Origin of the sequence: Leptospira broomii serovar Hurstbridge str. 5399, assembly GCF_000243715.2 — a bacterium.
GTDB lineage: Bacteria > Spirochaetota > Leptospiria > Leptospirales > Leptospiraceae > Leptospira_B > Leptospira_B broomii.
Map to the genome: position 1 here is coordinate 579542 of NZ_AHMO02000004.1, position 23782 is coordinate 603323.

At 44.1% G+C, this 23782-nt stretch carries 26 protein-coding genes; 6 read left to right on the forward strand and 20 right to left on the reverse strand.

Translation table 11 applies throughout. From position 1 onward, the window contains the following. Positions 1-7: 7 nt before the first annotated feature. Positions 8-604, reverse strand: coding sequence for a tetratricopeptide repeat protein (locus tag LEP1GSC050_RS02810; RefSeq protein ID WP_010569546.1), 597 nt, complete (start codon positions 602-604; stop codon positions 8-10). Between the two features lie 126 nt (positions 605-730). Between LEP1GSC050_RS02810 and xerD the strand changes: the two genes are divergently transcribed. The 3 genes from xerD to LEP1GSC050_RS02825 all read left to right on the forward strand — a co-directional run bounded on the left by xerD (position 731) and on the right by LEP1GSC050_RS02825 (position 2559). Further along, positions 731-1627 (forward strand): site-specific tyrosine recombinase XerD, encoded by an 897-nt coding sequence (gene xerD, locus LEP1GSC050_RS02815; protein WP_040910953.1) that lies wholly within the window; start codon positions 731-733, stop codon positions 1625-1627. 37 nt (positions 1628-1664) lie between these two features. Further along, complete coding sequence (locus LEP1GSC050_RS02820) at positions 1665-2090, forward strand: ATP-binding protein (protein WP_010569548.1); 426 nt, start codon at positions 1665-1667, stop codon at positions 2088-2090. Positions 2091-2154: 64 nt separating this feature from the next. Next, on the forward strand, positions 2155-2559 hold the full coding sequence (locus LEP1GSC050_RS02825; RefSeq protein WP_040910955.1) for an LA_2478/LA_2722/LA_4182 family protein: 405 nt from the start codon (positions 2155-2157) through the stop codon (positions 2557-2559). Positions 2560-2623: 64 nt separating this feature from the next. On the opposite strand, the gene LEP1GSC050_RS02830 is transcribed toward LEP1GSC050_RS02825, so the two are convergent. The 10 genes from LEP1GSC050_RS02830 to ccoN form a co-directional block, all read right to left on the reverse strand. After that, positions 2624-4339: a DUF342 domain-containing protein gene (locus tag LEP1GSC050_RS02830; RefSeq protein ID WP_020986975.1), complete on the reverse strand. Its 1716-nt coding sequence runs from the start codon at positions 4337-4339 to the stop codon at positions 2624-2626. Between the two features lie 183 nt (positions 4340-4522). Further along, on the reverse strand, positions 4523-5278 hold the full coding sequence (locus tag LEP1GSC050_RS02835) for a sulfite exporter TauE/SafE family protein (protein ID WP_010569550.1): 756 nt from the start codon (positions 5276-5278) through the stop codon (positions 4523-4525). Beyond that, positions 5275-5454, reverse strand: coding sequence for a cbb3-type cytochrome oxidase assembly protein CcoS (gene ccoS / locus LEP1GSC050_RS02840; protein WP_010569551.1), 180 nt, complete (start codon positions 5452-5454; stop codon positions 5275-5277). The genes LEP1GSC050_RS02835 and ccoS overlap by 4 nt, the downstream gene beginning before the upstream one ends. Continuing rightward, positions 5451-7883 carry a heavy metal translocating P-type ATPase gene (locus tag LEP1GSC050_RS02845; RefSeq protein ID WP_040910854.1) on the reverse strand — a complete coding sequence of 811 codons (2433 nt, stop codon included), beginning with the start codon at positions 7881-7883 and terminating at the stop codon, positions 5451-5453. Before LEP1GSC050_RS02845 ends, ccoS begins: the two co-directional genes overlap by 4 nt. Further along, positions 7880-8365, reverse strand: coding sequence for a FixH family protein (locus LEP1GSC050_RS02850; RefSeq protein ID WP_010569553.1), 486 nt, complete (start codon positions 8363-8365; stop codon positions 7880-7882). Before LEP1GSC050_RS02850 ends, LEP1GSC050_RS02845 begins: the two co-directional genes overlap by 4 nt. Further along, positions 8349-9722: a cytochrome c oxidase accessory protein CcoG gene (ccoG, locus tag LEP1GSC050_RS02855; RefSeq protein ID WP_010569554.1), complete on the reverse strand. Its 1374-nt coding sequence runs from the start codon at positions 9720-9722 to the stop codon at positions 8349-8351. The genes LEP1GSC050_RS02850 and ccoG overlap by 17 nt, the downstream gene beginning before the upstream one ends. A 53-nt stretch (positions 9723-9775) precedes the next feature. Further along, positions 9776-10309: a cbb3-type cytochrome c oxidase N-terminal domain-containing protein gene (locus LEP1GSC050_RS02860; RefSeq protein WP_010569555.1), complete on the reverse strand. Its 534-nt coding sequence runs from the start codon at positions 10307-10309 to the stop codon at positions 9776-9778. Between the two features lie 3 nt (positions 10310-10312). After that, complete coding sequence (locus LEP1GSC050_RS02865; protein ID WP_010418992.1) at positions 10313-10459, reverse strand: hypothetical protein; 147 nt, start codon at positions 10457-10459, stop codon at positions 10313-10315. A 9-nt stretch (positions 10460-10468) separates the two neighbouring features. Continuing rightward, a complete protein-coding gene (locus tag LEP1GSC050_RS02870) occupies positions 10469-11158 on the reverse strand; it encodes a cbb3-type cytochrome c oxidase subunit II (RefSeq protein WP_010569556.1) in 690 nt (229 codons plus the stop codon). After that, on the reverse strand, positions 11155-12585 hold the full coding sequence (gene ccoN / locus LEP1GSC050_RS02875; protein ID WP_040910957.1) for a cytochrome-c oxidase, cbb3-type subunit I: 1431 nt from the start codon (positions 12583-12585) through the stop codon (positions 11155-11157). The genes LEP1GSC050_RS02870 and ccoN overlap by 4 nt, the downstream gene beginning before the upstream one ends. A gap of 459 nt (positions 12586-13044) precedes the next feature. Between ccoN and LEP1GSC050_RS02885 the strand changes: the two genes are divergently transcribed. Together LEP1GSC050_RS02885 and LEP1GSC050_RS02890 are read left to right on the forward strand one after the other, a co-directional pair. Next, positions 13045-13653, forward strand: a complete 609-nt coding sequence (locus tag LEP1GSC050_RS02885; RefSeq protein ID WP_010569559.1) for an LIC_11485 family protein — start codon at positions 13045-13047, stop codon at positions 13651-13653. After that, the gene (locus LEP1GSC050_RS02890) at positions 13650-14645 is read left to right on the forward strand and encodes a tetratricopeptide repeat protein (RefSeq protein WP_010569560.1); all 996 of its coding nucleotides are present in this window, start codon (positions 13650-13652) and stop codon (positions 14643-14645) included. The genes LEP1GSC050_RS02885 and LEP1GSC050_RS02890 overlap by 4 nt, the downstream gene beginning before the upstream one ends. Before the next feature lie 81 nt (positions 14646-14726). On the opposite strand, the gene LEP1GSC050_RS02895 is transcribed toward LEP1GSC050_RS02890, so the two are convergent. Further along, complete coding sequence (locus LEP1GSC050_RS02895; RefSeq protein WP_010569561.1) at positions 14727-15191, reverse strand: chemotaxis protein CheX; 465 nt, start codon at positions 15189-15191, stop codon at positions 14727-14729. Next, a complete protein-coding gene (locus LEP1GSC050_RS02900) occupies positions 15191-16405 on the reverse strand; it encodes a hypothetical protein (protein ID WP_010569562.1) in 1215 nt (404 codons plus the stop codon). The genes LEP1GSC050_RS02895 and LEP1GSC050_RS02900 overlap by 1 nt, the downstream gene beginning before the upstream one ends. Before the next feature lie 106 nt (positions 16406-16511). On the opposite strand from LEP1GSC050_RS02900, the gene LEP1GSC050_RS02905 reads away from it, so the two are divergent. Beyond that, a complete protein-coding gene (locus LEP1GSC050_RS02905) occupies positions 16512-17234 on the forward strand; it encodes an LIC_11490 family protein (protein WP_010569563.1) in 723 nt (240 codons plus the stop codon). 71 nt (positions 17235-17305) lie between these two features. Here LEP1GSC050_RS02905 and lmtA read toward each other — a convergent pair whose 3' ends face one another. The 7 genes from lmtA to LEP1GSC050_RS02940 form a co-directional block, all read right to left on the reverse strand. After that, a complete protein-coding gene (gene lmtA, locus LEP1GSC050_RS02910) occupies positions 17306-18064 on the reverse strand; it encodes a lipid A Kdo2 1-phosphate O-methyltransferase (RefSeq protein ID WP_010569564.1) in 759 nt (252 codons plus the stop codon). A gap of 80 nt (positions 18065-18144) precedes the next feature. After that, the gene (locus tag LEP1GSC050_RS02915) at positions 18145-19170 is read right to left on the reverse strand and encodes a DUF4340 domain-containing protein (RefSeq protein WP_010569565.1); all 1026 of its coding nucleotides are present in this window, start codon (positions 19168-19170) and stop codon (positions 18145-18147) included. Then, positions 19167-20861, reverse strand: a complete 1695-nt coding sequence (locus LEP1GSC050_RS02920; protein ID WP_010569566.1) for a GldG family protein — start codon at positions 20859-20861, stop codon at positions 19167-19169. Before LEP1GSC050_RS02920 ends, LEP1GSC050_RS02915 begins: the two co-directional genes overlap by 4 nt. Next, the gene (locus LEP1GSC050_RS02925; protein ID WP_010569567.1) at positions 20858-21616 is read right to left on the reverse strand and encodes an ABC transporter permease; all 759 of its coding nucleotides are present in this window, start codon (positions 21614-21616) and stop codon (positions 20858-20860) included. Before LEP1GSC050_RS02925 ends, LEP1GSC050_RS02920 begins: the two co-directional genes overlap by 4 nt. After that, entirely contained in the window at positions 21613-22527 is a 915-nt protein-coding gene (locus LEP1GSC050_RS02930) for an ABC transporter ATP-binding protein (protein ID WP_010569568.1), read from the reverse strand. The genes LEP1GSC050_RS02925 and LEP1GSC050_RS02930 overlap by 4 nt, the downstream gene beginning before the upstream one ends. Before the next feature lie 51 nt (positions 22528-22578). Then, positions 22579-22881 carry an STAS domain-containing protein gene (locus LEP1GSC050_RS02935; protein WP_010569569.1) on the reverse strand — a complete coding sequence of 101 codons (303 nt, stop codon included), beginning with the start codon at positions 22879-22881 and terminating at the stop codon, positions 22579-22581. A gap of 70 nt (positions 22882-22951) precedes the next feature. Beyond that, the gene (locus LEP1GSC050_RS02940; protein WP_020986969.1) at positions 22952-23737 is read right to left on the reverse strand and encodes a class I SAM-dependent DNA methyltransferase; all 786 of its coding nucleotides are present in this window, start codon (positions 23735-23737) and stop codon (positions 22952-22954) included. Between the last annotated feature and the right edge of the window lie 45 nt (positions 23738-23782).

The window sequence follows — 23782 nt, forward strand, 5'->3', positions numbered from 1 at the left end:
TCTGTTTTTACGATTTTCCGGAAATTTCCGGATATAGTTTCTCTTCGCACTCTCGAAACATTCGCTTGGAAGCCGGGTTCGCATCCGGAATTCGATTTTCTTGAAAGCGCTTTCTTTCGCTCGGATTTTTTTTCTCATCCAATAAACATTCTTTCAGAAACTTTGCCAGGCTTTCCCTATCCTTATCCCATCCATCGGCGAAAGATTTTAAAACCCGATCGGACTCGGTTTTCGATCCTGCCTTTAAATAAATTTCTAATAAATAGAGAAGGATATCCGGATTCTTCGGATCCTTTATATGCGCTTTTTCTAAATAGAATGCCGCAGAGCCCGGCGCTTCGTTGCTTTCCGCTAAAAGAATTCCTAAATTCCGATTCGCGACTACGTTATCAGGATTTTTTCTAAGCGCCAAATCGTAGTAGTAAAGCGCTTCCGCAATATTGCCTTGAGAGTGTTTTTCACGAGCAAGATTTACCCATTCCTGTGAAGAATCGCAGGAAACAAGGATTAGGGACATAAGAATCGCAAATGCGTGTCGGAACTTCTGTCTCATTTCCGTAGGTTTTTTCCGGTGGAGGGATAAAATTTGACTAAAAAAAGTCATTTTCTTCCGTCGAATTTGTATAATTTACGGGCCTTCCCATACCGCAATCTTAAAAAAGTTTCAATCTAGTGGGAGAATTTGTCCGAAGGAATTAGTACTGTAATACGTAGAAGCGGGACTAAGAAAGTGACATCTTCTCATAAGAATTTACTCCAAAATTTCCAGGAATACCTTTCGGTAGAGAAGGGTCTGAGCGACAATTCGATCTACTCATACGGGTACGATTTAAACAAGTTTAAGAACTTCCTGGAAAAGGAACATATCGACTTCTTAGAAGTTCAGGCGAACGACATAGTTCGTTTCCTCAATGAAGAAAGGAATCGAAAAATTTCCGCTAAGACGATCGCTCGTGAGGTCGTCGCAATTCGGCAATTCTATAAGTTTCTCAAAGACGAAAAGAAATTAGATTCGAATCCGACGGAGAAAATCGAAACTCCCGAAGTGATGCGCTCCATTCCCGACTATCTGACTCAGGAAGAAATCGAGGAACTTTTTAGCGCGATTCGCGAAGATCATCTCTATGAACTAAGAGATAAATGCATTTTCGAACTTTTATATTCCTCCGGTCTCCGGATTTCGGAGGCTTGTAATCTTCGCTTAACGGACATGGATATGGCCGGGATGACTTTAACTGTGGAAGGTAAGGGCGGACGTCAAAGACTGGTTCCGTTCGGCGAGAAATCCTTGGACATTCTCAACAGATATCTTAAACAAAGCAGACCCTATATTCTGAAGAACCGAAATTGCGATTATTTGTTCGTATCGAAGAAAGGTTCGTTTATCAATCGTAAGTCTGTCTGGAGACTTCTGAATCATTATATTAAAAGAACGAATATCAAAAAGAAAGTCACCCCTCATACGCTGAGACACTCCTTTGCGACTCATCTTTTGGAAAATCACGCAGACCTCAAATCTGTTCAAGAACTATTGGGACATATCGATATTTCTACGACTCAGATATATACTCACATGGCCAATAAAACCCTGAAGGAAGTTCATAAGAAATTCCATCCAAGAGGGTAATTTCTAATAATGATCCGAAACCATTGAGGAGTTTAGGTTGACTGATCCTAAACAGACGAGCTATTCAAACCAGTTTCGGATCCAGATCCCATCTCATCCGCGTTACGTATCTGTGGCGCGGAACTTCGTTTATAATCTAGCTAGGGAATCCGGCTTCACGTTATACGACTCCGCGGACCTGAAATTGGCGGTCGGCGAATGTCTTCTCAACGTAATTAAGCACGCATATCTAGGCAAACACGGATATCCGATTTTTCTGGAAATCTTGATTTTCGATAATCGAATGGAAGTTAGGATTCGCGACTTCGGGGTTCAGAAAAATCTTTCGGATATGAGAGGTTACGATCTTGGGGATTACCGAGAGGAAGGAATCGGATTATATCTAGTGCGTAAACTCACAGATCACTTTTATGTGGATCAATCCGGGAAGGGGAACCGTCTCATTCTCACAAAAATGAAATAGGATTTAGCCTTAATTTTTAGGCAAAATCTTGTTTCCTAATACTCGTAATCGTTTCAAAAAGGTTATCGAGCTGATGAATCCCAAAATTATCGTATTTTTCCTATTTTTGTCGTTATTCGTTTCGGTCTGTCGAAAAGGACCGTCTCTTTCGCGAGAAGAAGTTAAAAATTTAAGTTCTTCTTATATTCGAGAATTATGCCGGAAGAACCTGGAATGCTCCGCAATGTATCTGGAATCCTTATCCGTATCGGAACAAGAGGAGGCGAAATCCGAATTCTATTCTTTAGAACAATGTATGGAGAACCAGAAGGACCAGAGCATTCTCCCGGACGATTATGAAAAAGTGACCGACGAGCAAATCGCGAAAGTTCGGCGTTGCATGGATGATTTGCTCAAGACTCCGTGCGCATCAATGGAGGAATCCGGGGGGATTCCTTCTTGCCAGGATTTGTTCCGATCGATCGAATGAAATTCCCCGGTCGGGATATTTTAAAATCGAAGTCATGTCGATTAATCGGCACGATTAAGTCGAATTAAGGCCCGGATTCTAAATTCGGAGAATCTTCCTGCAGAATTCCTAATCGTTTCGGCCGAACTTTAGAATGAACCACTTGTCCGTCCGTTCCAAGGAATAAAAACGACGGTCCGGGAATTTCCTTTAATTTAACCTTAAAGCTCCGATTTCTACCCAGGTTTGCATCGACTCCGGGAAAAATCTCCCGCTCTACTTCGATATAAGCGTTTTTATCCGGATCGAAGGAAAGTATGACAGACTGTTCCTGGGCAAGTAAGTTTTCAAGTATTGATTGGTATTTTTGTTTGATCGCTTGGAGCTTAGGTAAGCTTTCTTTTTCCTCGTTAGAAAGAGTTCTCCGTTGCGAATCGTCGTTTAATTTTACGATGCTCGCTTCTACTTTCTTCAAAACGTCGTGATTTTTTCGAACTTCCGCCTTTAAATCTTCGAGTTCGGTTAATAATTCCGGCGGCATTCCGCAGCTCAGTACCGTCTTAGTTTCCACGATGGCTCCGAGTTTGGAACAGGTGATATTCTTTCCGGCGACGCATTGTCCGCCTATCAATTCCCCGCGTCCTCCACGGACCAGGATCGACTCGCCGGCGATCAATTCCGAGTGCATCGAGGCTTCCTCGATAAAGATGGAATTCTTTGCGATCATTTTTCCCTGCTCCACGAACTTGGCGTAGATATCGGCGCCGGATTCGATTAAGCCGCCGTTTCTGCCCATGAAGCCGCCCGAAAGAACGATGTCGCCGCCGGCTTTTAAAAAGACTTTTCCTACCGACTTTTTAACGACGATAGAACCTTCCGTCTCGAGGACAAATCCGTCGGCAATGGATTCTTCTACGATAATCGTTCCGGGAAAGTTGATATTACCCGTTGAAAAATCCACATGGTCGAGGTGACAAACTTCGTCCACGCGAATAACTCCGTAACGATCGACGATAGGTCGTCCGTCTATAAGGGCAAAAATCTGATTTTTATCTTCCGAGATTTTTACATTGGAGCCTAATTTCCACTCCGCAGGTTTTCCTTCTTCAAACGGGAGGAGGTCCCCATTAACGTTCTTACCCGGTTTGCCGGGAGAAGGGGAAATCTTCTCGGCTAACTTCTGGTTTTTTTTCACACTCTGGATAATTTGAATATTTTTGAAATCTACTCTACCGAATTCGTCTTCTTCCAATTTTGGAATACTCGGATGTTGAAATAAAATTCGTAAATCTCCGTCGCTTCCCGGAATCGGAGGCTCGCCGATCGCGATTAAAACCCGCTTTCCGTATTCTTCCGCCTTTGCTAGGCGCGCGATCTCTTCCGATTTAATTCCGAATTCTATCCCTTCTTTTTTTAGTTCAAAAAGGATTTCCACTTCTGAAAGAACTTTCCCGCCGTATTTGGGCGGTTGCAATATCGCGTGCGCAGTCATTTTATCTTCGGAGATTTTTAATTCTATATGACTAGCTTCCGGTTTTCCGGGCCATTTCCCGATAAAATGGGGTTCTCCATCTCTGTTTTTGACGACTCGCTTCACTTCCTCTTCGGAGCTCTCCGAAATTTTAAAGACCTCTAGGCGTTTGAAAACTTCTCTAATTTCTACGCTCTTACCTTTTTTTCCCGAAGGAAAAACCGTTAAATAAGCTAATCCGTCTAAATTCTCGATCTTAAAAAAACCACCCTCGTTTTCCTCTAAATCTCGGAGGAGGGAATCTGTATAATTACGAATCGAGTCAGTCATTCGATAGTTCCGATATTGGAGAGTAGCGCCCATCCTATATTTTACAATCGAAATCCTGCGAAAAGACTTTAGATCGAATATGGAAAAACGGAAGAGAAGAGTAGGAAATATAGGAAAAGAAAATTCGTCTCAAACGGAAAAAGACAGTTTTTTTACGATCTTATCCTGCCTGTAGGAAGTCCATCAATGTCCGTGGTGCGAATGAGATTCGGATGGAGCCGGTTTGTGTCCTGTATGATTGGAATGATCATGACCGAAGCGAAAGAAAATCCATCCGATTCCGATCAAGATGACCAGTGTTCCTGCAAATCTTGCAGTGTTTCCTTTCAACTTGAGGGCAAGCGATCGGAATCCGTAACCGAAGGCAAAAAGTAGCGGGAAAGTACCTATAAAAAAACTAGCCATCACTGCGCCTCCGTTCAAAGGAGAACCTGTTGCGAACGCAAGTGCAAAGGCGGGATACAAGACGCCGCAAGGTAAAAGGCCGGTCACTAAACCGAAATTGAATCCGATTAGACCGAGTCGAAACGGTTTGTCGCTATTTTCACGTAGGGCTTCCAAGATCGGCCGTGCAACCTTTCCCAAAATTCGATTGGCAAAAGAAGCCGAAGCGCTCGAGACTCCTCCTCCGAGTAAGAGAGAGAGCCCGAATACGATTACAAAAATCCCGGAAATCCATGCGGCGATTTCTCGAATAAAACCGAGTTCGGTTGAAACTAGATTCGCTCCCTGGCCGACGAACCCGAGTAGAGCGCCGATCAAAGAATATGAGCCGAGTCGCCCGAGATTATAGCAAAGCTGCAAAAACGCATTTTCTTTTCTCGAGCGTTGACCGGAAGCTAGGGATAACGTTCCCGCAAAAGGTCCACACATTCCCACACAATGAAGAGAACTCGTCAATCCGTGCAAGAACGCGGCGCCTAAAATCGGAAGAATCATTTTTTTGGCGCCTTTTCCGAGTGATCGGGTTCGGTCTGATCATCATCGAAGAGCATTCTATATTTCGGTCCTTCGATATCCTCGTATTGACCGGATTTGTAACTCCAAAGAAAGACAAAGAACGAGCCGAATGCGATTATCAACGCTAAGGGAATCGTCATATATAAAGCGTTCAAAGTGATACTCTCCTTCTCAATGATATGGAATTTAATACGACCGTTATCGAACTAAGAGTCATAAATCCAGCGCAAATAACGGGCAGCATGTATCCGAATGCGGCGATAGGAATCATAATAGAATTATAAGTTAATGATAGCATAATATTCTGAAGAATTATTCGACGAGTCGATTTGGAAATGGAAACGGCTTTCGGGAGTGCATCGAGTCGATTCTGGACTAAAATCAAATCGGAACGATCTAGACTTAAATCGGATCCGATTCCCATGGAAATGCCTAGATTAGCTTGGGCAATACAGGCCGAGTCGTTGATTCCGTCGCCCACCATTACGACAGTTTCTCCGTTTCGCTGTGCTTCGATGATTCGTTGTCTTTTATCTGCCGGCGAAAGGTTTCCGGTATATTCAAGGATTCCTAATTCGTTGGCGAGAGCTTGGACTTTTTCTGGCGAATCGCCGGACAAAAGTTCTAGATTAGGAATTACAGATTTAAGCAATGAAATACTTGCTTTCGCATCGGGCCTTGCCGTATCTCCGAATTTCCAGGCTGCGATAGGATGTCGATCCTTACTCAAATAAATCCAGCCGTCGTTGACGGAACCGATTTGCGAAGTAAATCCTTTGCTTCCGATCCTATATATGGTTCCGTTTTCGCCGGCTCGTTTTGCCTCGATTCCACCTCCGGATATTTCCTTTAGATCCTTCCAGAAAAATTCGTTTCGGGGAGAAGTTTCCTTGGTCTTTATGGAAGTTTCGGTCCCCAATGCACGAACGAGAGATCGAGCTAACGGATGAGAAGAGTTCACCTCTAATGCATAAGCCAAATTTCTGTATTCGAGAGGTTTTTCTTGACCGAGAATTTTCTCTTCTACCAATTCCAACTTTCCCGTAGTCAGGGTGCCCGTTTTATCAAAGAAAAACCTGTCCGCCTTCGCCAGCGTTTCTACGGATTCAGGATTTTTGACTAAAATTCCCGCCTGGGACTGAAGTAAATGACTTACAACCAAGGCCGCTGGAACGCTTAAACCCAACGCACAAGGGCAGGCCACAATTAAAACACTGATCGTATTTAAAATCGCAATCTCTAATGAAACGGCGTTCCACCAATACGCGAATGTGATCAATGCAACAAATAAGACTACCTTTACGAATATGGATGCTAATGTGTCCGTTGTTCTCTGTAGTTTTGGTTTAGTCAGGAGGGATTCTTCTAAAAGCCGACCGATCTGAGCTAACGTGCTTTGCGAAGAAGTTCCGGTCGCGTAAAAATAGATTCCGCTCGAAAGGCAAATAGAACCTGCGCGAATCGAATCTTCTTTCGTTTTGTGAACCGGTTGGCTTTCACCGGTTATTACCGACTCGTCAAAATAAGCATCCGTAGAATCTAATTTTCCGTCGACCGGAACCTTATTGCCGGATACCAATTTGATTTTATCTCCGGCGTCAATAAGCGAAGTCGGAACTTTTTTCCAGTCACCGTCTCTCTGTACCTCGTATTCTTCCGGCAAAAGGGAAAGCAACTCTCCGACTTTTGCACTTGCTTTATATCGAATATGCGCTTCGAGATACTTGCCTAGAAGTATAAAAAAGTAGATCGTACACACCGAATCGAAATAGACCTCGCCTTTGTCGGTGATCGTTACGTAAACGCTATAAAAGTAGGCCATGCTTACTCCTAAAAAAAGGAGAGTGTCCATGGACAAAAATCTTCTTTTCCACGATTCCAGGGCACCTTTCCAAAACGGATAACCGGAAAATACGTAAACCGGTGTGGCCAATATCCAAGAAACATAATGGAATAGTTTTTTGATTCCTAAATCCATTCCTTCGAAATAACCCGCGTATAGTCCGGCGGAGAAGAGCATGATGTTTCCCCAACAAAATCCGGCAACCGCCATTCTAAGTGCTAAATCTTTAAACGGTTTTTCGACTTTTGCTTCCGACTTGTAGGGAGAGTATAAGTTAGGAGTATATCCAAGTTTTCGAATGGAAGAGAATAGGCTCGTAAGGTTGAGTTGATTCCGGTCGAATTCCACGCTCAACCTGGAGGTGGCAAAATTCATTCTAGCGGAAAAAACTCCCGGTAATTTAGAAAGGGCAGTTTCGATCAGCCAAATGCAAGCGCTACAATGGATTCCTCCGACGCTGATCCTCACGATCGATTTACCCGGTTCTGAGTTTTCTACATATTCTTTGTAGACCGATTCGGTTTCGAGCCGAGTATCTCCGGTTATCTCGGATATATCCCCCACAGGATTGAGTTTCTGCCCACCCCTGATATCGTAAAATCGTCCGAGTTCGCTTCCTAAGAGAAGGGAAGAAAGTTCGGCGCATCCGTTACAGCAGTAATGTCTATCGACTCCTAGAATTTTCTTTTCTATCAAGTCCTTCCCGATAGGGGAATTGCAATGATAGCAATATTCAATCACCGTATGATACTCAACTGCTTGGTTCGTTCAAACGCTCCCTCGTCCGTTTTTGCAATAACCGTTGCCGACCAAGGACCGGATATCGGAATCTCTAATTCCGCCTCGTAGGTTCCCGGTTTCAGTTCCTTGAATTCCGCTTGTCTGTTAAACGCATCCGTTGCGCTTTTTTCGAACCGAACTCTTAACTTAGCTCCTATGATCGGAACATTTTGCCTAAGAAGCTTTAGCTGTAATTTTTGTTTTCCGACCTTTATAGGAACTTCGCCCTCAAGCCAAGCTCCTTGGAGTTCGTATCCTTTCGAAATCATACTTCGCTGCTCTGCAATCGCAGCTTCGTATTTAAGTCCCTTCTCATAATAATCTTTTTCAACGGGCGGAGTGTGACTCGACGTAGCTACGTTTACCGTCCAAACGGTCGCGAAAATCAGTCCTGCAAAGCAAAGACCGATTAGAATGAATGCTCGTTTAAGGCTGGGATGCAATATTAGTTCCTCCTATTTGCTTAAATGCGATTCCTACCGGTAGTAGGAAAGGAATCGTATTCGTTTTTGCAAAAACGGGTTTTTCAAGATCGAATACTTTTAAAACAATTTCGTGACTTCTTTTAGAAGCATCTTGTCCCTCAAGATTCCTTAATTCTAGGATTAATCGATAATGCATATTCGAATTAGAAGGAAGGTTTACGACTGCCTCTTCGGTTCCTCCCACTAGAATATGCAATTCCCCATCAATATCAGTTTTTTCGACTTGGAATCTAAGTTTCCTTTCTTCGAATGTCAAATTTTGTATTTGCACTTCGTAGAAATTACGGATGGTCCCTCCGGGAAGCGCCATCGGTTGTAAATTCCGATCCGGCAGCACCGAAAGATACATAGGTACCCGGGTCCACAGCAAAAGACTAGCAACCGTAAGAACCAATGTTAATAATCCGCCGTAAACTAGCGTTCGCGGACGGATCCATCTTATCTGGCGATTACGGGAAGCGATTTCGTTTTCCGACCAGTATCCGATGAGAGTTTTCTTTCCTTCTTTCGCCATCTGATGCGTGCACGCGTCGGCACATTTTCCGCAGGCAATGCAGCCGACGTTGGTTCCTTCTCGAATATCGATCCCTGTAGGACAAACTACGAGACACATATTGCAGGCGGTGCAATCTCCGATTTTAACGGTACCTTTTCGGCGAGGTTCTCCTCTCTTATAATCGTACGTGATATTAACGGAATCTCCGTCCATCATAACTGTTTGAAAGCGAGCATAAGGACAGGCATATTTGCAAAACTGTTCTCGGATGAAGGCCATATCCGCGTACATCGCGAATGTAAAGAATCCCGTGAAGTACGCCCAATTTGGCATTAAATGAGTTTCAGAAACGGATCGAATGTCGGCTATCATCAAATAAGGATCCGCAAAATAAGAGATCCATGCTAAGGATGCTAGTAAGCTAACTAGGATCCAAATGAGATGAGTTCCTATCTTCCCTATGATGGGGGCATCCTTCTTGCCGTATTTCGATCCTAAGGTGAATCTTCCGACGACATCGAATAAATCAGTATAGATAGTCTGAGGACAGGCCCAGCCGCACCAAACCCTCCCGATCAAGGAGGTGAAGAGAAAGAGGGAAAGTCCCATACCCAAAAGGAATAGATGTAAAAAATAACCTTCTTGGGGCGTGAAGATATTACCTAAAAGAAAGAATTTCCTCTCCGGGATGTCCAAACGAATGAGAGGGAGTTGATCCCAACGTAGCCAAGGCGTTCCAAAGAATAATAGGATTAGAAAAGTTTGAACTATCGTTCTGGCACTTCTGATCCTTCCCGACATTGGGCGAGAAATAACCATTTAGATTCCTCCGAATCGACCCGCCGCGAAGCGGCGGGTACGAGCATCAAATTTCACTTGGAGGCTTTTAAACTCGGATTCCTTGAAGCTAACCAAGCGATGACCTGATAAACTTTTTCGGAACCTAAGGAATTTTCGTGCGGAGGCATCGGTCCTCGACCCAACTTCGCCTTATCAGGGCCGATTCCTTTCATTATCTCTTCATAAAGCTCCGCATCCGTATTTCCATGCAGCCATTCTTTATCCATTAAATTCGGTCCGACTAAACCTTCTCCTGTCGGGCCGTGACAGGCGACGCAATAGGTCTGAAAAGTTGCCTGACCTGCGGCAATGGCTTTTTCATCCCCGCGAAACGGGTCTGCGCCTCCGTTCGATACTATCACCTTATTTTTATTCGGAAATTCTTTTTCGTAATCTAACACCTGTGCTTCATATTGCTCTTTGGTTTCCCAAGACGAAAAACCGTGAAAGTATATTGCATAGGCGATTGCAAATACGATCGAGCCGAACCAAACCCAAACCCACCATGCAGGAAGAGGATTGTTGGATTGCTTGATGCCGTCAAATTCCTTATTTGGATCGCTCATAGATCAATCCTCCTCTAACATGCGGTATTTCGGTTTTTCCATGCGATCTTTGCGTTTTCGAGCGTAAACGTACGCAAAGATGATGGCGATTGCAATGACTAAGACCGGAAGTCTTAGCGCTTTGTAGATTTGTAATGTATCTAAATCCATCTATGCTTCCTACTTTAAACTTTTAGAAAGTTCGGCGCTGTCTCGACCCATTTTTAACAGGTAAGCTATTAGCGCGTCGCCTTCGGTTTTTCCGGAAAGTTCTGCGATCCCGGTTTGAATTTCCGCATCGGTGTAAGGAACTCCGACGCTACGTAATCCTCTCAAATGGGCGGCAATCTTTTCCGGATCGAGCTTAGCGCTCTCTTCGAATAGCCACGGATACCCAGGCATAACCGATCCTTTAGCAGTGTCTCTCGGATTGATGAGATGCGTTTTGTGCCATTCCGCCGAGGGCTGTATTTGAGATTCGTGAGCTAGATCCGGTCCAGTCCGTTTCGATCCCCATAAAAATGGATGATCGTAAACGAATTCCCCCGCTTTGGAATACCCGTCTCGACCGAACGCTTTTTGCGGATCGAATCGATCGACTTCCCATTTGAACGGACGGATCATTTGGGTATGGCAATTATTACAGCCTTCCTTTTGGTAAACGTCTCGCCCGGCCAGTTCTAAGGCGGTGTAAGGTTTTACATTCGCAATCGGTTCCGCCGTCTTCGAGAGGAAGAAGGGAGGAATTAATTCGAAGATACCGCCGCATAAAACCGCGATCGTAGTATAGATCGTGAATTTAACTCCGTTCTGTTCCCATTTTTCGGTGAGATTCGAAAAGCGATCTAAAAGTTTATCAAACCAGCTCATGCTTTTGCCTCCTTGAGGCCTACACGTAGATCAATTTCTTTCCATCCACTTCCAGCGGTTTTGATCGTCTTGATCACGTTGTAGATCATCACAAATAATCCACTAACGTAAAGAACACCTGCGATACCTCTGAACAGACGGAACGGTTTTAGAACTTCGGTGATTTGGACCCAATTAGGGTACTTTAATGCTCCTGTTTCGTCTACGGCTCTCCACATCGAACCTTCCGTAACTCCGGAGACCCACATCGAAACGATATAGAGTAAAATTCCTAGAGTAGCGACCCAGAAGTGAAAATTGGCCAACCTTTCCGAATACAGATTTGTGTTCCAAAGCCTAGGAACGAGATAATAAATAGCCGCGAAGGAAAGCATTCCGACCCAGCCTAGGGTCCCCCCGTGAACGTGACCGATAATCCAATCGGTATTATGCCCTAATGCGCTGACGGATCGAATCGACAATAACGGGCCTTCGAATGTGGACATACCGTAGAAGGTAATTCCCACTAATAACATTTTCAGAGTCGCATCCGTCTTGATCTTTTCCTTCGCTTGAGTGAGTGTCAAAAATCCGTTTAACATTCCTCCCCAAGAAGGCATCCAAAGCATTATACTAAAAACCATACCGGTGGTTTGCAACCAATCGGGTAGAGGAGTATAGAGCAAATGGTGTGGACCGGCCCAAATATAAATGAAGATTAAGGACCAGAAATGTATGATCGATAATCTGTGACTATAGATAGGTTGTTTGATATGCTTAGGAAGATAATAATACATCAATCCTAAGAATGGAGTGGTCAATACGAAGGCGACCGCATTGTGTCCGTACCACCACTGGATATTCGCGTCATACACGCCGGAAAACAGGGAATATGATTTGGTTAAGCCGACAGGAACTGCGAGGTTGTTTACGATGAATAGGATCGGAATCGTAACAAACGAGGCAATGTAGAACCAAATCGCAGCATAAAGTTGTTTTTCTTCGCGAGTGAAAATCGTTCCGAAGAAATTCACTAGAAAGATTACGAACCAAATAACGATTAGGAGATCTAACGGCCATTCAAGTTCCGCATATTCTTTCGATTGATTTAGCCCTAACGGAAGGGTCACAGCGGCTAACGCTATCGTCAAATTGTATAATACAAAATGAATATTCGCTAACCGATCGCTCCAAATTCTAACTCGGCACAGTCTTTGGACGGTATGATAGGCCGTCGCAAAAATGATGCTGAGCGCAAAACCAAATATGGCTGCATTTGTATGAAGCGGGCGTAATCGTCCAAAAGTGAAGTACGGACCGAAATTTAATTCGGGGAATACCATTTGGAAAGCGATCCAGGTTCCGATTAGCATCGAAGCCACGCCCCATACCAACGCAGAGATAATAAATCCTTTTACGATTTGATCGTTATATTTTTGGGAATTCATCGTTTCTCCGTTCCCGTGGAAAGGGATACTTCCATTGATTCGATACTCGAATAAAAAGCCAAGCAAGGAAGTGAGTTGGGGAGAGTTTAATTCGGTGATAATTGTCAACGTTAGGATACATTCGATTTATTGAATTAACTGGAATAATTCTAAAATGTAATGAGGTAAATTACGTTAGTCGTTTTGCTTTTGAGAATCTTTCTTAATAGCAATATACGGAAGAGTCGGTTATTTTACTCGGTCTTAAATAAGAGATTAGAAATAAATTATTAAAGCGTTTATCGGACAGGTAATTTTGCACCTGCTTCTTTCTGAACGCTTTTTGATCGAATCGAATGCTTCCGCTCCTTCTCGAGCGGGGAACATAACGGATTGAGGCGTCAAAATCCGAACACTTTCCGGTAATTATGTCCTTGAAAAAAACCGCAAAAAAACCGATGATTCTCATAGGAATTCGCAATGGCCTTTAATCCTTTTTCATTTCTTACAAGTATTCGCGGCTCGATTGACGGAATTTTAGGCGGCTTACCCCCACAAACTGTTAAAATGATCGGAAAGGCCGGTATGGCTCTCGCGGTACTGATCGGATTGGCATTGGCATGGCTGAGCTTTCAGAAAGGCCTAGAGATGGCAGGAGAGGAAGATAGGGCCAAGGTTTTAGACCGAAAAGCCCTTTTTTTAGAGGATATCGAGCGAGAATACAATCGTAAGAGAAAGGAGATTCATTGGAGTGATCCCCGCCTGAACGATTCTAAGCCGAATTCCCTGGATATTGAAAGATATTCTCAGGATCGACCTAAGGCAGGCCCGTCGGCTCCGAAAGCCACTCTGGAAGAGGGAAATACGCTTTCCAATTCGCGAAGAAATGAGGGAGATTCCCGAGTATTTTTTCCAAACGAGAATGAACGGCCCCCACGAGAAGACTCGGCTCCAAGTAATAGTTCCGACAACACGCCCAAGTTAGAACCGAAATCCCAATCCGGGCAGAACTCCTCATCCAAAGGCGACGCACCTTCACGATTGGAAAAACCGCCCGGGAAGACAACTGGTCCACAATTGAGAGAATGAATTTGAAATCGTCCAATATTGCTTCTCTTATTATTTATTTGGCTTTACCGACTTTGATTTGGGCGGACCTGCCTTTACCGTTTCCCGAAGATCGGTCCGGCACGGAAGAAGCGGAATCTCGACAAACTTTAAGTGTGCCTTCGCAATCCCCGGGGGTTGTGGGGGAAGAGCCGATGTCCGCGCCGGAAGCGGATTCTACCGAGACAAGTAAATCTTCGGAAACTGCGATCGGAAGCGATTCGAATCGTAAACCTGCCGAGCTCGATTCTGTGGCGATTCAAACGCCTTCCGTCAAACCGAAGTCGACTCAATTGCCTAATATAACCGGGAAAAAAACTCGGAAAGCAAAAAAGAAGGACGACCAAGATCCGAGTCAGGGTGCCTACGAACGGGGATTATTAAGACTTCGTAATGGAGAAAAGAACGCGGCCCAAGAGGAATTTACGAAAGCTGCGGGAAGCCAAGGAGAAGCGTCCGAGAAGGCAAAACTGGAATTATCCAAACTTATCGATACTCAAACAAATTCGTCCGCCTCAGAGAGCCAGGACGAGGAAATGAAGTGGAAAACCCTACTCGAGTCGGCGCGCTCATTGCGGTCTCAGGGAAAAAATTCGGAGGCTCAAACCTCGCTTTTGCAAGTCGCGACCGAAGCTCCTCCAGAGTACCGCGCGCAAGCTTTATTACAATTAGGTGATTCTCTTTTTCGGCAGGGACGATTTGCCGATTCCCGCGCATATCTGATCGATTTCTGGAATCGTTTCGGCCGCAAATATCCGATTGCATCGGATCCGAATTCGGTCGAATTTAGAAAGCAATTGGAAGAAAGAGATTTAGGCGCTTATCTTCTATTTAAGTCCAGTCACAAGGCAGGTGAAGCCGAGTGGGCAAGAAAATTTCTGGTAAAGTATCTGGAAAAAAGTTCTGAGGATTCTAAGGGAAGATTTTCCCCACTACGAACCGAACTGGAAAATCTTTCAAAAAGAGATCTCTAGAACCTCGGTTTTAGAGATCTCTTTTTGCGGCCTCAACGATTTGTAATCGATCGTCGAGCGTTTTAATCTCTAAAAATTTCCTTACGAAAGGGAAACGTTTACTTCTAATTTTCCGAATTTGGAAAATAGATTAATGGCAAGCGCTTGTTTTTTGGGAATCTTAATCGTCTCGTTTTTGGCGTCTACGATATTCGGGGCCGTGATCTCGATAGATTGGCCTGCTGTCGCGAAAATATTCATAGCATTTCCCGTGGTCATGTTTGCGATTTCGCCCAAGATATCCTTGTACTCGTTTTTAATATCCTGTTCACTCATTCCCGGCATCAGCTTACTTGCGATCTTGTAGGCGGCGTCATAATTCAATCCGTAAACGACTTCACCATTGAAGGTTCCCAAGACGCCAATGACGATTGCGAGTTCCAATGTCGTTTCAGGAGTATCCTTTACTCCGATTTTTCCACGGATCAAATCGGTTTGTAGTACGTCCCGGAAGACGATGGTCGCCGCTTCCAGGAATGGATTTACGAGTTCGGCACGGATTTGCATTATTCCTCCGCTGATTTAGCTAACCTTTCTACGGTCATTTCTTCCGCGACACTTTGAGGGATTTCCGCTAGAAACCCGTTTAAGATTACGGATGAATCTCTAATTCTAAGTACTGTGGAAGTTTCCGGCTTTCCGAAGCGAACGGCTACAAATTCGACAAGTGCGTACTTATCCGCATCCTTATACGGACCTAGGCTCTTTTTCTGACCAAAAGCTTGTGAAGTTAGATCTTGGAAGAACCGTTTATCCGTAAGCAGAGAAAAATTTCCTTTAGAAGAAGCGACTGACTTTAAATCCGCGAATGCCTTGTCCCTAATCGTTACTGTGCCAGTCCCGAATAAAGCCGCTACTTTGTGAAGTCCATCCGGTTCGCTTTGTAAGGCCTTAATTTTTGCTTTTAGGTTTTCGATAGCTGACTTACGGGCTTCGATTAGAAATTTTCCGCGAAGGATGGACTTTCTTTCTTCGAAAGTGGCGATTTTCCCGTCTTTTCCTTTGGGAGCATTAGAATCGGTGATTTCCTTCTGATACAGCTCTCTAAGTTGTAGATCGGTCGGCTCCACATTTTGGTTGGCCAATTTTGTTAGATCTTCTTCCGTATAGACGAGAGCGTTTAAATCAACTCTTGCCGTAGATGCTTCGGATTGTACTAGTAGTTCGTCATCGGTTTTTCGTAGATCCGATTGGAGTAAATTTGCCTGGATAGAACCTTGCACTGCAGCCTCAATACGGAAACGCATCGGCGCTTCCTTTAAGAACTGACGATATACTTGGTCAGGTTTCTCTATCTCGTCGTCGGAATATCCCGCACCTCGATAAGAAAGTTTTACCCTTTTTTGAGCTTCTTCCCAAAGATTTTGCCGAATTAATTCTTCCGAAACGGTATAGCCTAGCGAATTTGCAATCGTATTCGCGACAAACATTCCTTTTAGAATCATGAAGGCGCATTCACCGAGCTGGTTATCCGGAATTTGACCCTGATATATTTGATAGCAGTAACGACGACCCGCATTAAAGGAATCCATGGGCACATCTTTTCCGCCGATTTTTCCGGCTTTGATGTTCGCTTTTCCGGTCAGCATATCCATTCCGGCTTGTTCCACGTCGGAACGGAGAAGAGTAAAAATCAGCATTAAAACCAGAACGCCCAGGAAAAGGGCGGACCCGACTTTGAAAAAAATGTCTTTAAAGGATGTTCCTTCAGTATTTGTCATAAAAATCCGTATGAAAGGAAGGGTGAGAGGCGGGTAGAATCTGTAAAGGAGAAAAACCGACGAAAAACGCTTCAGAAAGGCGATCGGATGGTAGATACATATACTGATGCTTTATATTGCACTCGCACTCGTTCTGGTCGGACTTCTTTGTTTCATTTATGTATCCTTCCAGCCAGGTTTTAAGAATCGCACGGTTCCGTCCGGTTCTGCAAGGATGCCGAATCCGATTCCCAGGGACAGAAAAATTGTCACCGAGGCGGTGACCTCCGCAAAGAAGCCGGTTCGAACCGAATCATCTTCCCATCTAGATAGAGTATTTGCAGAAGAGCGAAAGATTCGTCCTGTTACACACGCGTCCGAACGAAGAGAAGAATCAAATATGATTCCGGAAGAAGAAGTTTGGGAAGAAGAAATTAAGACGGAACCGATTCCTCGCGAGGAATCGTTACGACAAAGAGAGCAACCTCCGGAGGAAACAGTGGAAATTGGCATAGAGTCTCGCGAGGAAGAGTGGTCTATGGAAGGGATTTTGTTCCTAGATCTTTCCGGAAAATTGCCTTACGAAGGATTGAAGCAAAAAATTAGGCCCGAACAACTTAAAGGATTTAGAAGAATCGGTAAAGGAAGAGTTCGAGAAATTCCGGGCGGCTTTGCATTTCACGCGTTAAATTCCGAGTTCAGTTATAAACTGGATGAGGTGGAAAAAGTAATCTTTTACGATGAGGGCTTCGCTCTTTTACCTGCGAAGCGAGAATTTCCTACTCCGATTTTTTTGACGAAAGAAACCGAACGTTTTAAAAACTACTTGGAACATACTTCGAAAATGTAAGTACCGATATTCGCCGAGAATCATCCCTGCAATTCTTATCTAGTAAGATTTGCAGGGCAAAAAGCAATTATCTATCTCCCTTCGACTTGCAGCCAGCGAGTCGTTTTTACGATTAACCTAGTGATAATATAAAATCCGGCTCCGATTCCAAAAACCCAAATTTGCGGTTCGGTAATGACTTCCCATGGCGCAGTCCATGAGCCGAAATTATTCAGGAAGCTCGCACAAAAATCGAATAAAACAAAAATAACGACGATTCCAAAAAGACTAGGGTACTCTCTTTTTAAGACATTCTTAATGGAAAAAGAGAGTTGGGGTTTTACGTAGCCCTTCAATTTCGGAACGAAAGCGGGAACGTTGTCCGCCCAGTCGAGATATTCGCGGCCGAATTTCTCCCGGAGAAATTTTTCCTCCGTGAACATAATTCTTTCGTAATAGAACCCGAAAAAAAGAGCGAATACCAGAAGTAAGGGAAGATCCCGCAAGTAAAGTATAGGTCCTATGTATAGTAGGAAGTTCCCCAAATACAACGGGTGACGAACCAATGAATAGATTCCTTCCCGATTTACCATATCTGCGATCTGCTCTTTCGTATTTCGGCCTGAGGTGCGTGCCGGCGCATATCCTATCACGAAGCAACGAACGAATAAACCGAGTAAGCTTACGAAAAAGCAGGCTGCAGCGTAGTATAAATTGGTCTCGTAGGATCCGTTTAAAAATTGATAGTCTTTTAGAGCGTACAAACTCAAGAGTAGGATAAAGCCGGGAATGTAGGATCTCCAGCGAAATAGGAAAATCCCTTGTTTATCTAGTTCTTCGATCAGAGCCATGCAGTTTCCTTCGTACCGGAGGTTTTTTGGAAGGAAACCTAGGTACGCGGTAGCTGTCAATCAATGATTCCCGGACGTCGTCACTGAAAAGAATGTGTTCCCTTATTGGAAGTAAAGTCCGCCAAATCTTTTCGTAAAATAGGTTCGAGGGTCCAAGGATCTAGAATCAACTTATAGTTCAGGCCTTTACGCTGGAATACCCAGCTTCCTTGCTTTGTTTTACCGATAGGGGAAAGTAGCTCCGTTTCGGACGTGGATTGAAGTTGAACTTGAAAGTTTTCTTCGCTTCGTACGGGAACGATTTCCTCTTTATTTTCGAACAGAATTTCATCCGCTTTCAATCGGAGGAGGGTTTCGGCAAAGCGATTTACTTCTTCCGTCGAGGCGGGTTTGGAGAATTCAGTAGTGGATAAATTCCATTCCCCCGCCGAATTGACTAAGGAAAAATTCTTTTCGGAGTTCCCCAAAAATGTTAAGCGAATCGACTGAATCGGAGCTTCGGACAAAGCTTTCGAAAACAAACTTCTGGAAAAGAAGTAATCCGGTTTACTATTACCTGATAATAGTTTCAGATTTTCCCGTACTAGCCAAATTTTCCCGGATTGCGGTTCGAGCACATGCATGCCGGCATGGCGGGTTGCTAACGAACCTAAATAAAGAATTCCTAGACTAGACCCGGAAGCGTCGAATACCTCCAGGCTAGGCTCGTCTCCGTCTAGTCCGAACTCAGGGGCAAAAGATCGGGGAGCATTTCCCTGAGATAGAAGCGTATATTTTCGTAATGCAAGAATCCCTTTTAGGAAGGTTTCTATCCTCTCGATATCTCCTTGGCCTTCCTTGCCGTTCGGGAGCGAGACTTCCCAGGAATCGATTGTGCGGTTCAGAACGACTGCTTCACCCTTTCTTCCCACTACGACTTTTGAAATATCCGATTCTTTTACAGGAAAGAACGGATCCGCGTGCGTATAGGTATCTTTAAAGGCTTCCCAAGGGTCCTGTACTAGCAAAAGGATTAAGGCTAAAAATAAGTTGGTTAGGAAAAGAGCGATGCCCGAGTTCGATCGGATATATTCCTGAGAGTTACGAAATAATTTTGGCCACCTCATCGCTGCCTGTTCCTTCTTCTTCGACGAAGATGCAAGAATGCATAGAGACTCACGAACAAGGGAATTCCCAATACGTTTATTAAACTTGCGAAAATTTCCATCTTAGGAGAAACCGGATTCATTTTGAGAATCAGGGATTGTTTGCTCCTTGCTGCCAATAAATCGGTGTCTCCACTTAGTATATCGATAGCATTTAAAATAAATGGAATATTCGTATCTCGGAATATCTCTCTGTAATCCGGAAAGGCTAGGATATCCGAAACAAGATACGGTGTGGCTAATACTAGAATTCTTCCGAACTTATCTTTCGGGGATCGGGAAAGGTACCCGTTTTTTCCGACTCCTTTCGGGAGAGGTTTATCCGCAAAATAGGATTCGAGAGGACCTTCAACGATTGCGCCGAGCACAAAGGGGCCTCCGTTAGGTCGAATCGGAGTTTGCTGAAGTTGCTTTTCCCCCAGCATGACTCTGTCCGATCGAATTTCCGCATCGGAGCCGCTAAAAATCAAAGGAACTCCAAGTGCATTCTTCTGCTTTCCCGGAATCAGTTCAATACTGGAACTCCAAGGCAGAAGTAAATTTTCCTGTTCCTTGGTAAACGGGCTATCGTCATTCAAGGTGTTATTCTTATGGCTGGCTACGATCCAGGCGGGATAGGGATATCTACCTAGAACGCCGGGCTCGACTTCGATAAGCGCCCCCATCGGCAAGGAATTATCCGGATCTAAGACGATATTCGAGAGAATTCGAATTCCATAATGTTCTAAAAATGAATTCAAATCGTGGGCAAAGGGATCCGTTTGAGCCATTCCTGCCCCAGCTTCTCCCGTTAAAATTCCCATTCTATTACCGGAGGATTCCATTCGGAAGTCCATGGTTTTTGAAAGAAGGATCAAGCTTCCACCGTTTACTAGGAACTGATCGATCCTATATCGTTCCATTTGCGACAATGAGCCTGATCCGATCCAAAGAAGGACGCTAGTTCCTTCGGGAATTTCGTCAGATTCCAAATTCAATTCTGGAATCACTCCGATTTCGGTTTCTAAGACCTGGTGCACAAAAACACCTACAGTATCTTTACCCGAGCCCGGACCGGGATTTTGGGGACTCAAGCTTCCGTGCGTTTTTAGAAGCACTAATCCGCTATCTTGATCCTTCCTCTGTATCTTTCGAATTCCGGATAGGACTTGGTACTCGATTTGCTCGGCGAAAAATGCGACAGGTAGAATTTCGGTTTCGGAACCGAGAGTGAGCGTGAGTCCCAAATACGCTTGCTTGACCGAAGCGGAGTTGCGGTCGGACTTTTGTAGAATTTGAGGCTCGATTCCCGATTCGGAAGCCTTCAGAGCATCTTCCTGGGATGAGTCCGGATCAAAAAAACGGAGCACGACTTTTTTGCCGCCGACAGAGGCGATCTCGCTTAGGATTTCCTTTGTCAGATCCAATCTCGCTTTGTATTCTCCCGGTACCTTGGAGGAATAGAACGCGTCGATGTATAAAATTGATTCCAAATTCTGCAGCAGCTTTCGGGTACTTACGGTAAGTTCGAATCGCTGGGATCTTGAAAGATCCTTGCGGCAATTGCCCGAAGAAACGATTCCATTCATCAAAAGAAAAAAGAGAAAAAGGTTCGCAAGGACAAACCATCGACGTTTGGAAATTTCCAAGAACGGTTTCAGCAAATCCTTCATCTTCTTTTTCCTAAGAGGACGATTACGTTGGCGACTAATGCAGTGACCGTGAAGCTGACGGTATAAAAGATCTCCTTCCCGTCTAAAATTCCCAATCGAAACGGCTCGAAATGTCTGGATAAAGAGATAAAGGAGGCGAAGGAAGCCGAGGCTCCTCCTAAAAAGCGCAGAACAGGTTGATATCCGAGTAAAAAGAAAAACAAGCAGACTAACATAGTTAGCAAGTAAGCGCTAATCTGATCTTTCGTAAGAGCCGAAATCAATAGGCCTACGGATATATAACAACTTCCTAATAAATAACAACCTAAATATCCCGCAAGCGTGGCTCCGATGTCTAAGTCGCCTAAGGCCCAAATAGTAAATGGAATTGAAACGGTCGTTAAAAGAACTGTGCCTAGGAAAAACCAAGCTGCTATAAATTTTGCGAGCACGATTTCATATTCTCTTAATGGAAGAGTGAATAATATTTCCGTAGTTCCCGTTCTTTCTTCCTCGGACCAAAGTCGCATCGTGATTGCGGGAACGAATACGATATATAGGAGCGGAATCCAAAGAAAAAATTGCTCCATGCTTGCGACGTTTCGATCCCAGAACGAGTCTTCCCCTAATCCGAAGAAAAATAAAAAAGAAGAGAGCAATAGAAAGAGAACCGCAAAGATATATCCGATCGGAGTGTTTAAATATCCGATCCATTCCTTTGAAAAGACAGTTTTTACATTGGTATAGAATTCGAAAATTCGAGAAGAATAACTCATGGAATCGCAGTGAATTCCTGAAAGACTGATTCGAGAGATCGACGAACCGGACGAAATTCTAAAACAGGGAAGCTCGCTGAGCGAATTTTCTCGAATAGAAACTCGGGAGAATTCGTATCCGATCGAAGATGAAATTCCTTAGCATTTCCGGAATCTTTCGACTCCAGAATCTCGATATCCGTGTTTTTAAAGCATCGCTCTAAAGTTTCTAAATCCGTTTTAGCGACGAGTAAAATCGAATCGCCTCGATTGATCTCTTTCACGCTCATATCCGCTATGAGTCGCCCTTTGTGGAGAATTAAAACGTGATCGCAAATCTCCTCCACTTCTTGAAGTATGTGAGTGGAAAGTATGAGGACTTTTTCCCGTCCAAAAGACCGAATGATTGATCGTATTTGATTGATTTGTATCGGATCTAAACCCGAACTCGGTTCATCCAGGATTATATATTCAGGATCGTGGATTAGCGTGCCTGCCAATGCAACTCGTTGCTTGAATCCCTTCGAAAGGGTTCCTATCTCCGAAAAAAAATAATCCCCCAAATCGCATAACTCTCTCATTTCACGAATTCGATGCTGTAGAATTCCACCTTGTAAGCCTCTTGCTCTTCCGATAAATTCCAGATATTCTTGAGACGTTAAATCCGGATAGATGGGGGCCCATTCCGGTAAGTATCCAAGGTTTCGTTTTACTTGGATCGGATTTTCATGTAAGGAAATGTCTCCATAAGAGACGGTTCCTGCATCCGGTTCCAGGAATCCGGTAAGTAGGCGCATCGTGGTGGTTTTTCCCGCTCCATTCGGACCTAGGAGACCGGTTATTCGTCCCTTTGGGACGGAAAAACCTATCTCGAAAAGGGCCGGCCGATTGGAAAAAGATTTTGTGAGTCGATTCGCCTGGAGGGAACCCATTCTAGTACGGTCTGCTTAAGTCCTATCGCTCGCAACCGTTTTTCCTAAGGCTTAGGAACGGATCTTTAACATTAAGTCGACTTTGAATTTCTTGAGGACGTCGAGTAGGGGCGGATGAAGGTTCACAACTTCCAGCTTAACTCCGAAATGATCCATGAGATTCTTCAAAGTAAGAAGTTTTGCAACTCCACTGGAGGTAATCTTTCTTGTGGAAGTTAAATCCAAGATCAGACTCTGAAATTGAGCACGCGAAGCATGTTCCGAGATTTCATCAAAAACTTTTTCATACCCGTCCAAAAGCTGGTTATCGAACCGAACCGTGCCCTGCTTTCCCTGGAGTTCTAGTTTTGCCATAATTGAGTCGTTTGTTAAAATAGACTGGGAAATCCTAAAGATTCTACAAGAATTTCAAAAGAAATTACATTTAAGCGGTTCTGCATACGAAATTTAGATACTCGGCCTTGGGAGAGATTTTCCAAGAGCTGTAATCTGAGCCGATTTTTAAAATTTCCAATCCTGAAGACTCCAGCAAAAATCTCCATACATCGGTCGGATACGCTTTATGAAGGTGCACTTCTTCGATTTCCGTTCCTTTTTCCTGAAATTTTAGCCTTGTGGTCAGAATCATGTCTTTCTTAGAATACTCGTTTTCCCAAATGAGATGAATGCCGTCATGCGTTTCTTCTAAGATCGCGCCATCGAAATTTTTTTCGAAGTTCCTCTCCGTACTCACATCGAAGAAAAAGATTCCGGCTTTTCCTAAAAGACCGGAAATTTCCCGAAAAATTTTGCGCAATTGCCCTTCGTCCAGGAAATAATTAAACGTGTCATGTACTGAAAGGATCAAATCAAAGGGAGCCGGCAAAGGAGGAAGAGAAAGTAAATTTGCTTGCACTCGATTGCCGGGAATTCGTCGTTTTTCGGCCACGGAAAGCATTTCTCGGGAGGCATCGATCCCCCAAATTTCCGATCTAGAAGGGAGTAGCTTCCAGAGCGCACAGGTTCCACATCCTAAATCTAGGATTTTCGATGGAACTGAATTTCCGGTTGCGGTAGAGTAGGCAGATAAAGCGACTTGAGCCCAAAGTCTATATGCGGCCCCCCTCATAACGCGATCATAAACGCCTGAAAAAGCAGTATAAGGCTTTTTTTGCGGGATATGAGAAATAATTCTTGATCTTTTAGCTTGGTTAACAGTATTTCTATCCATTTGATGCGACATAATTCTCAGGAAGCGCTTTTTCGAAGCTTTACC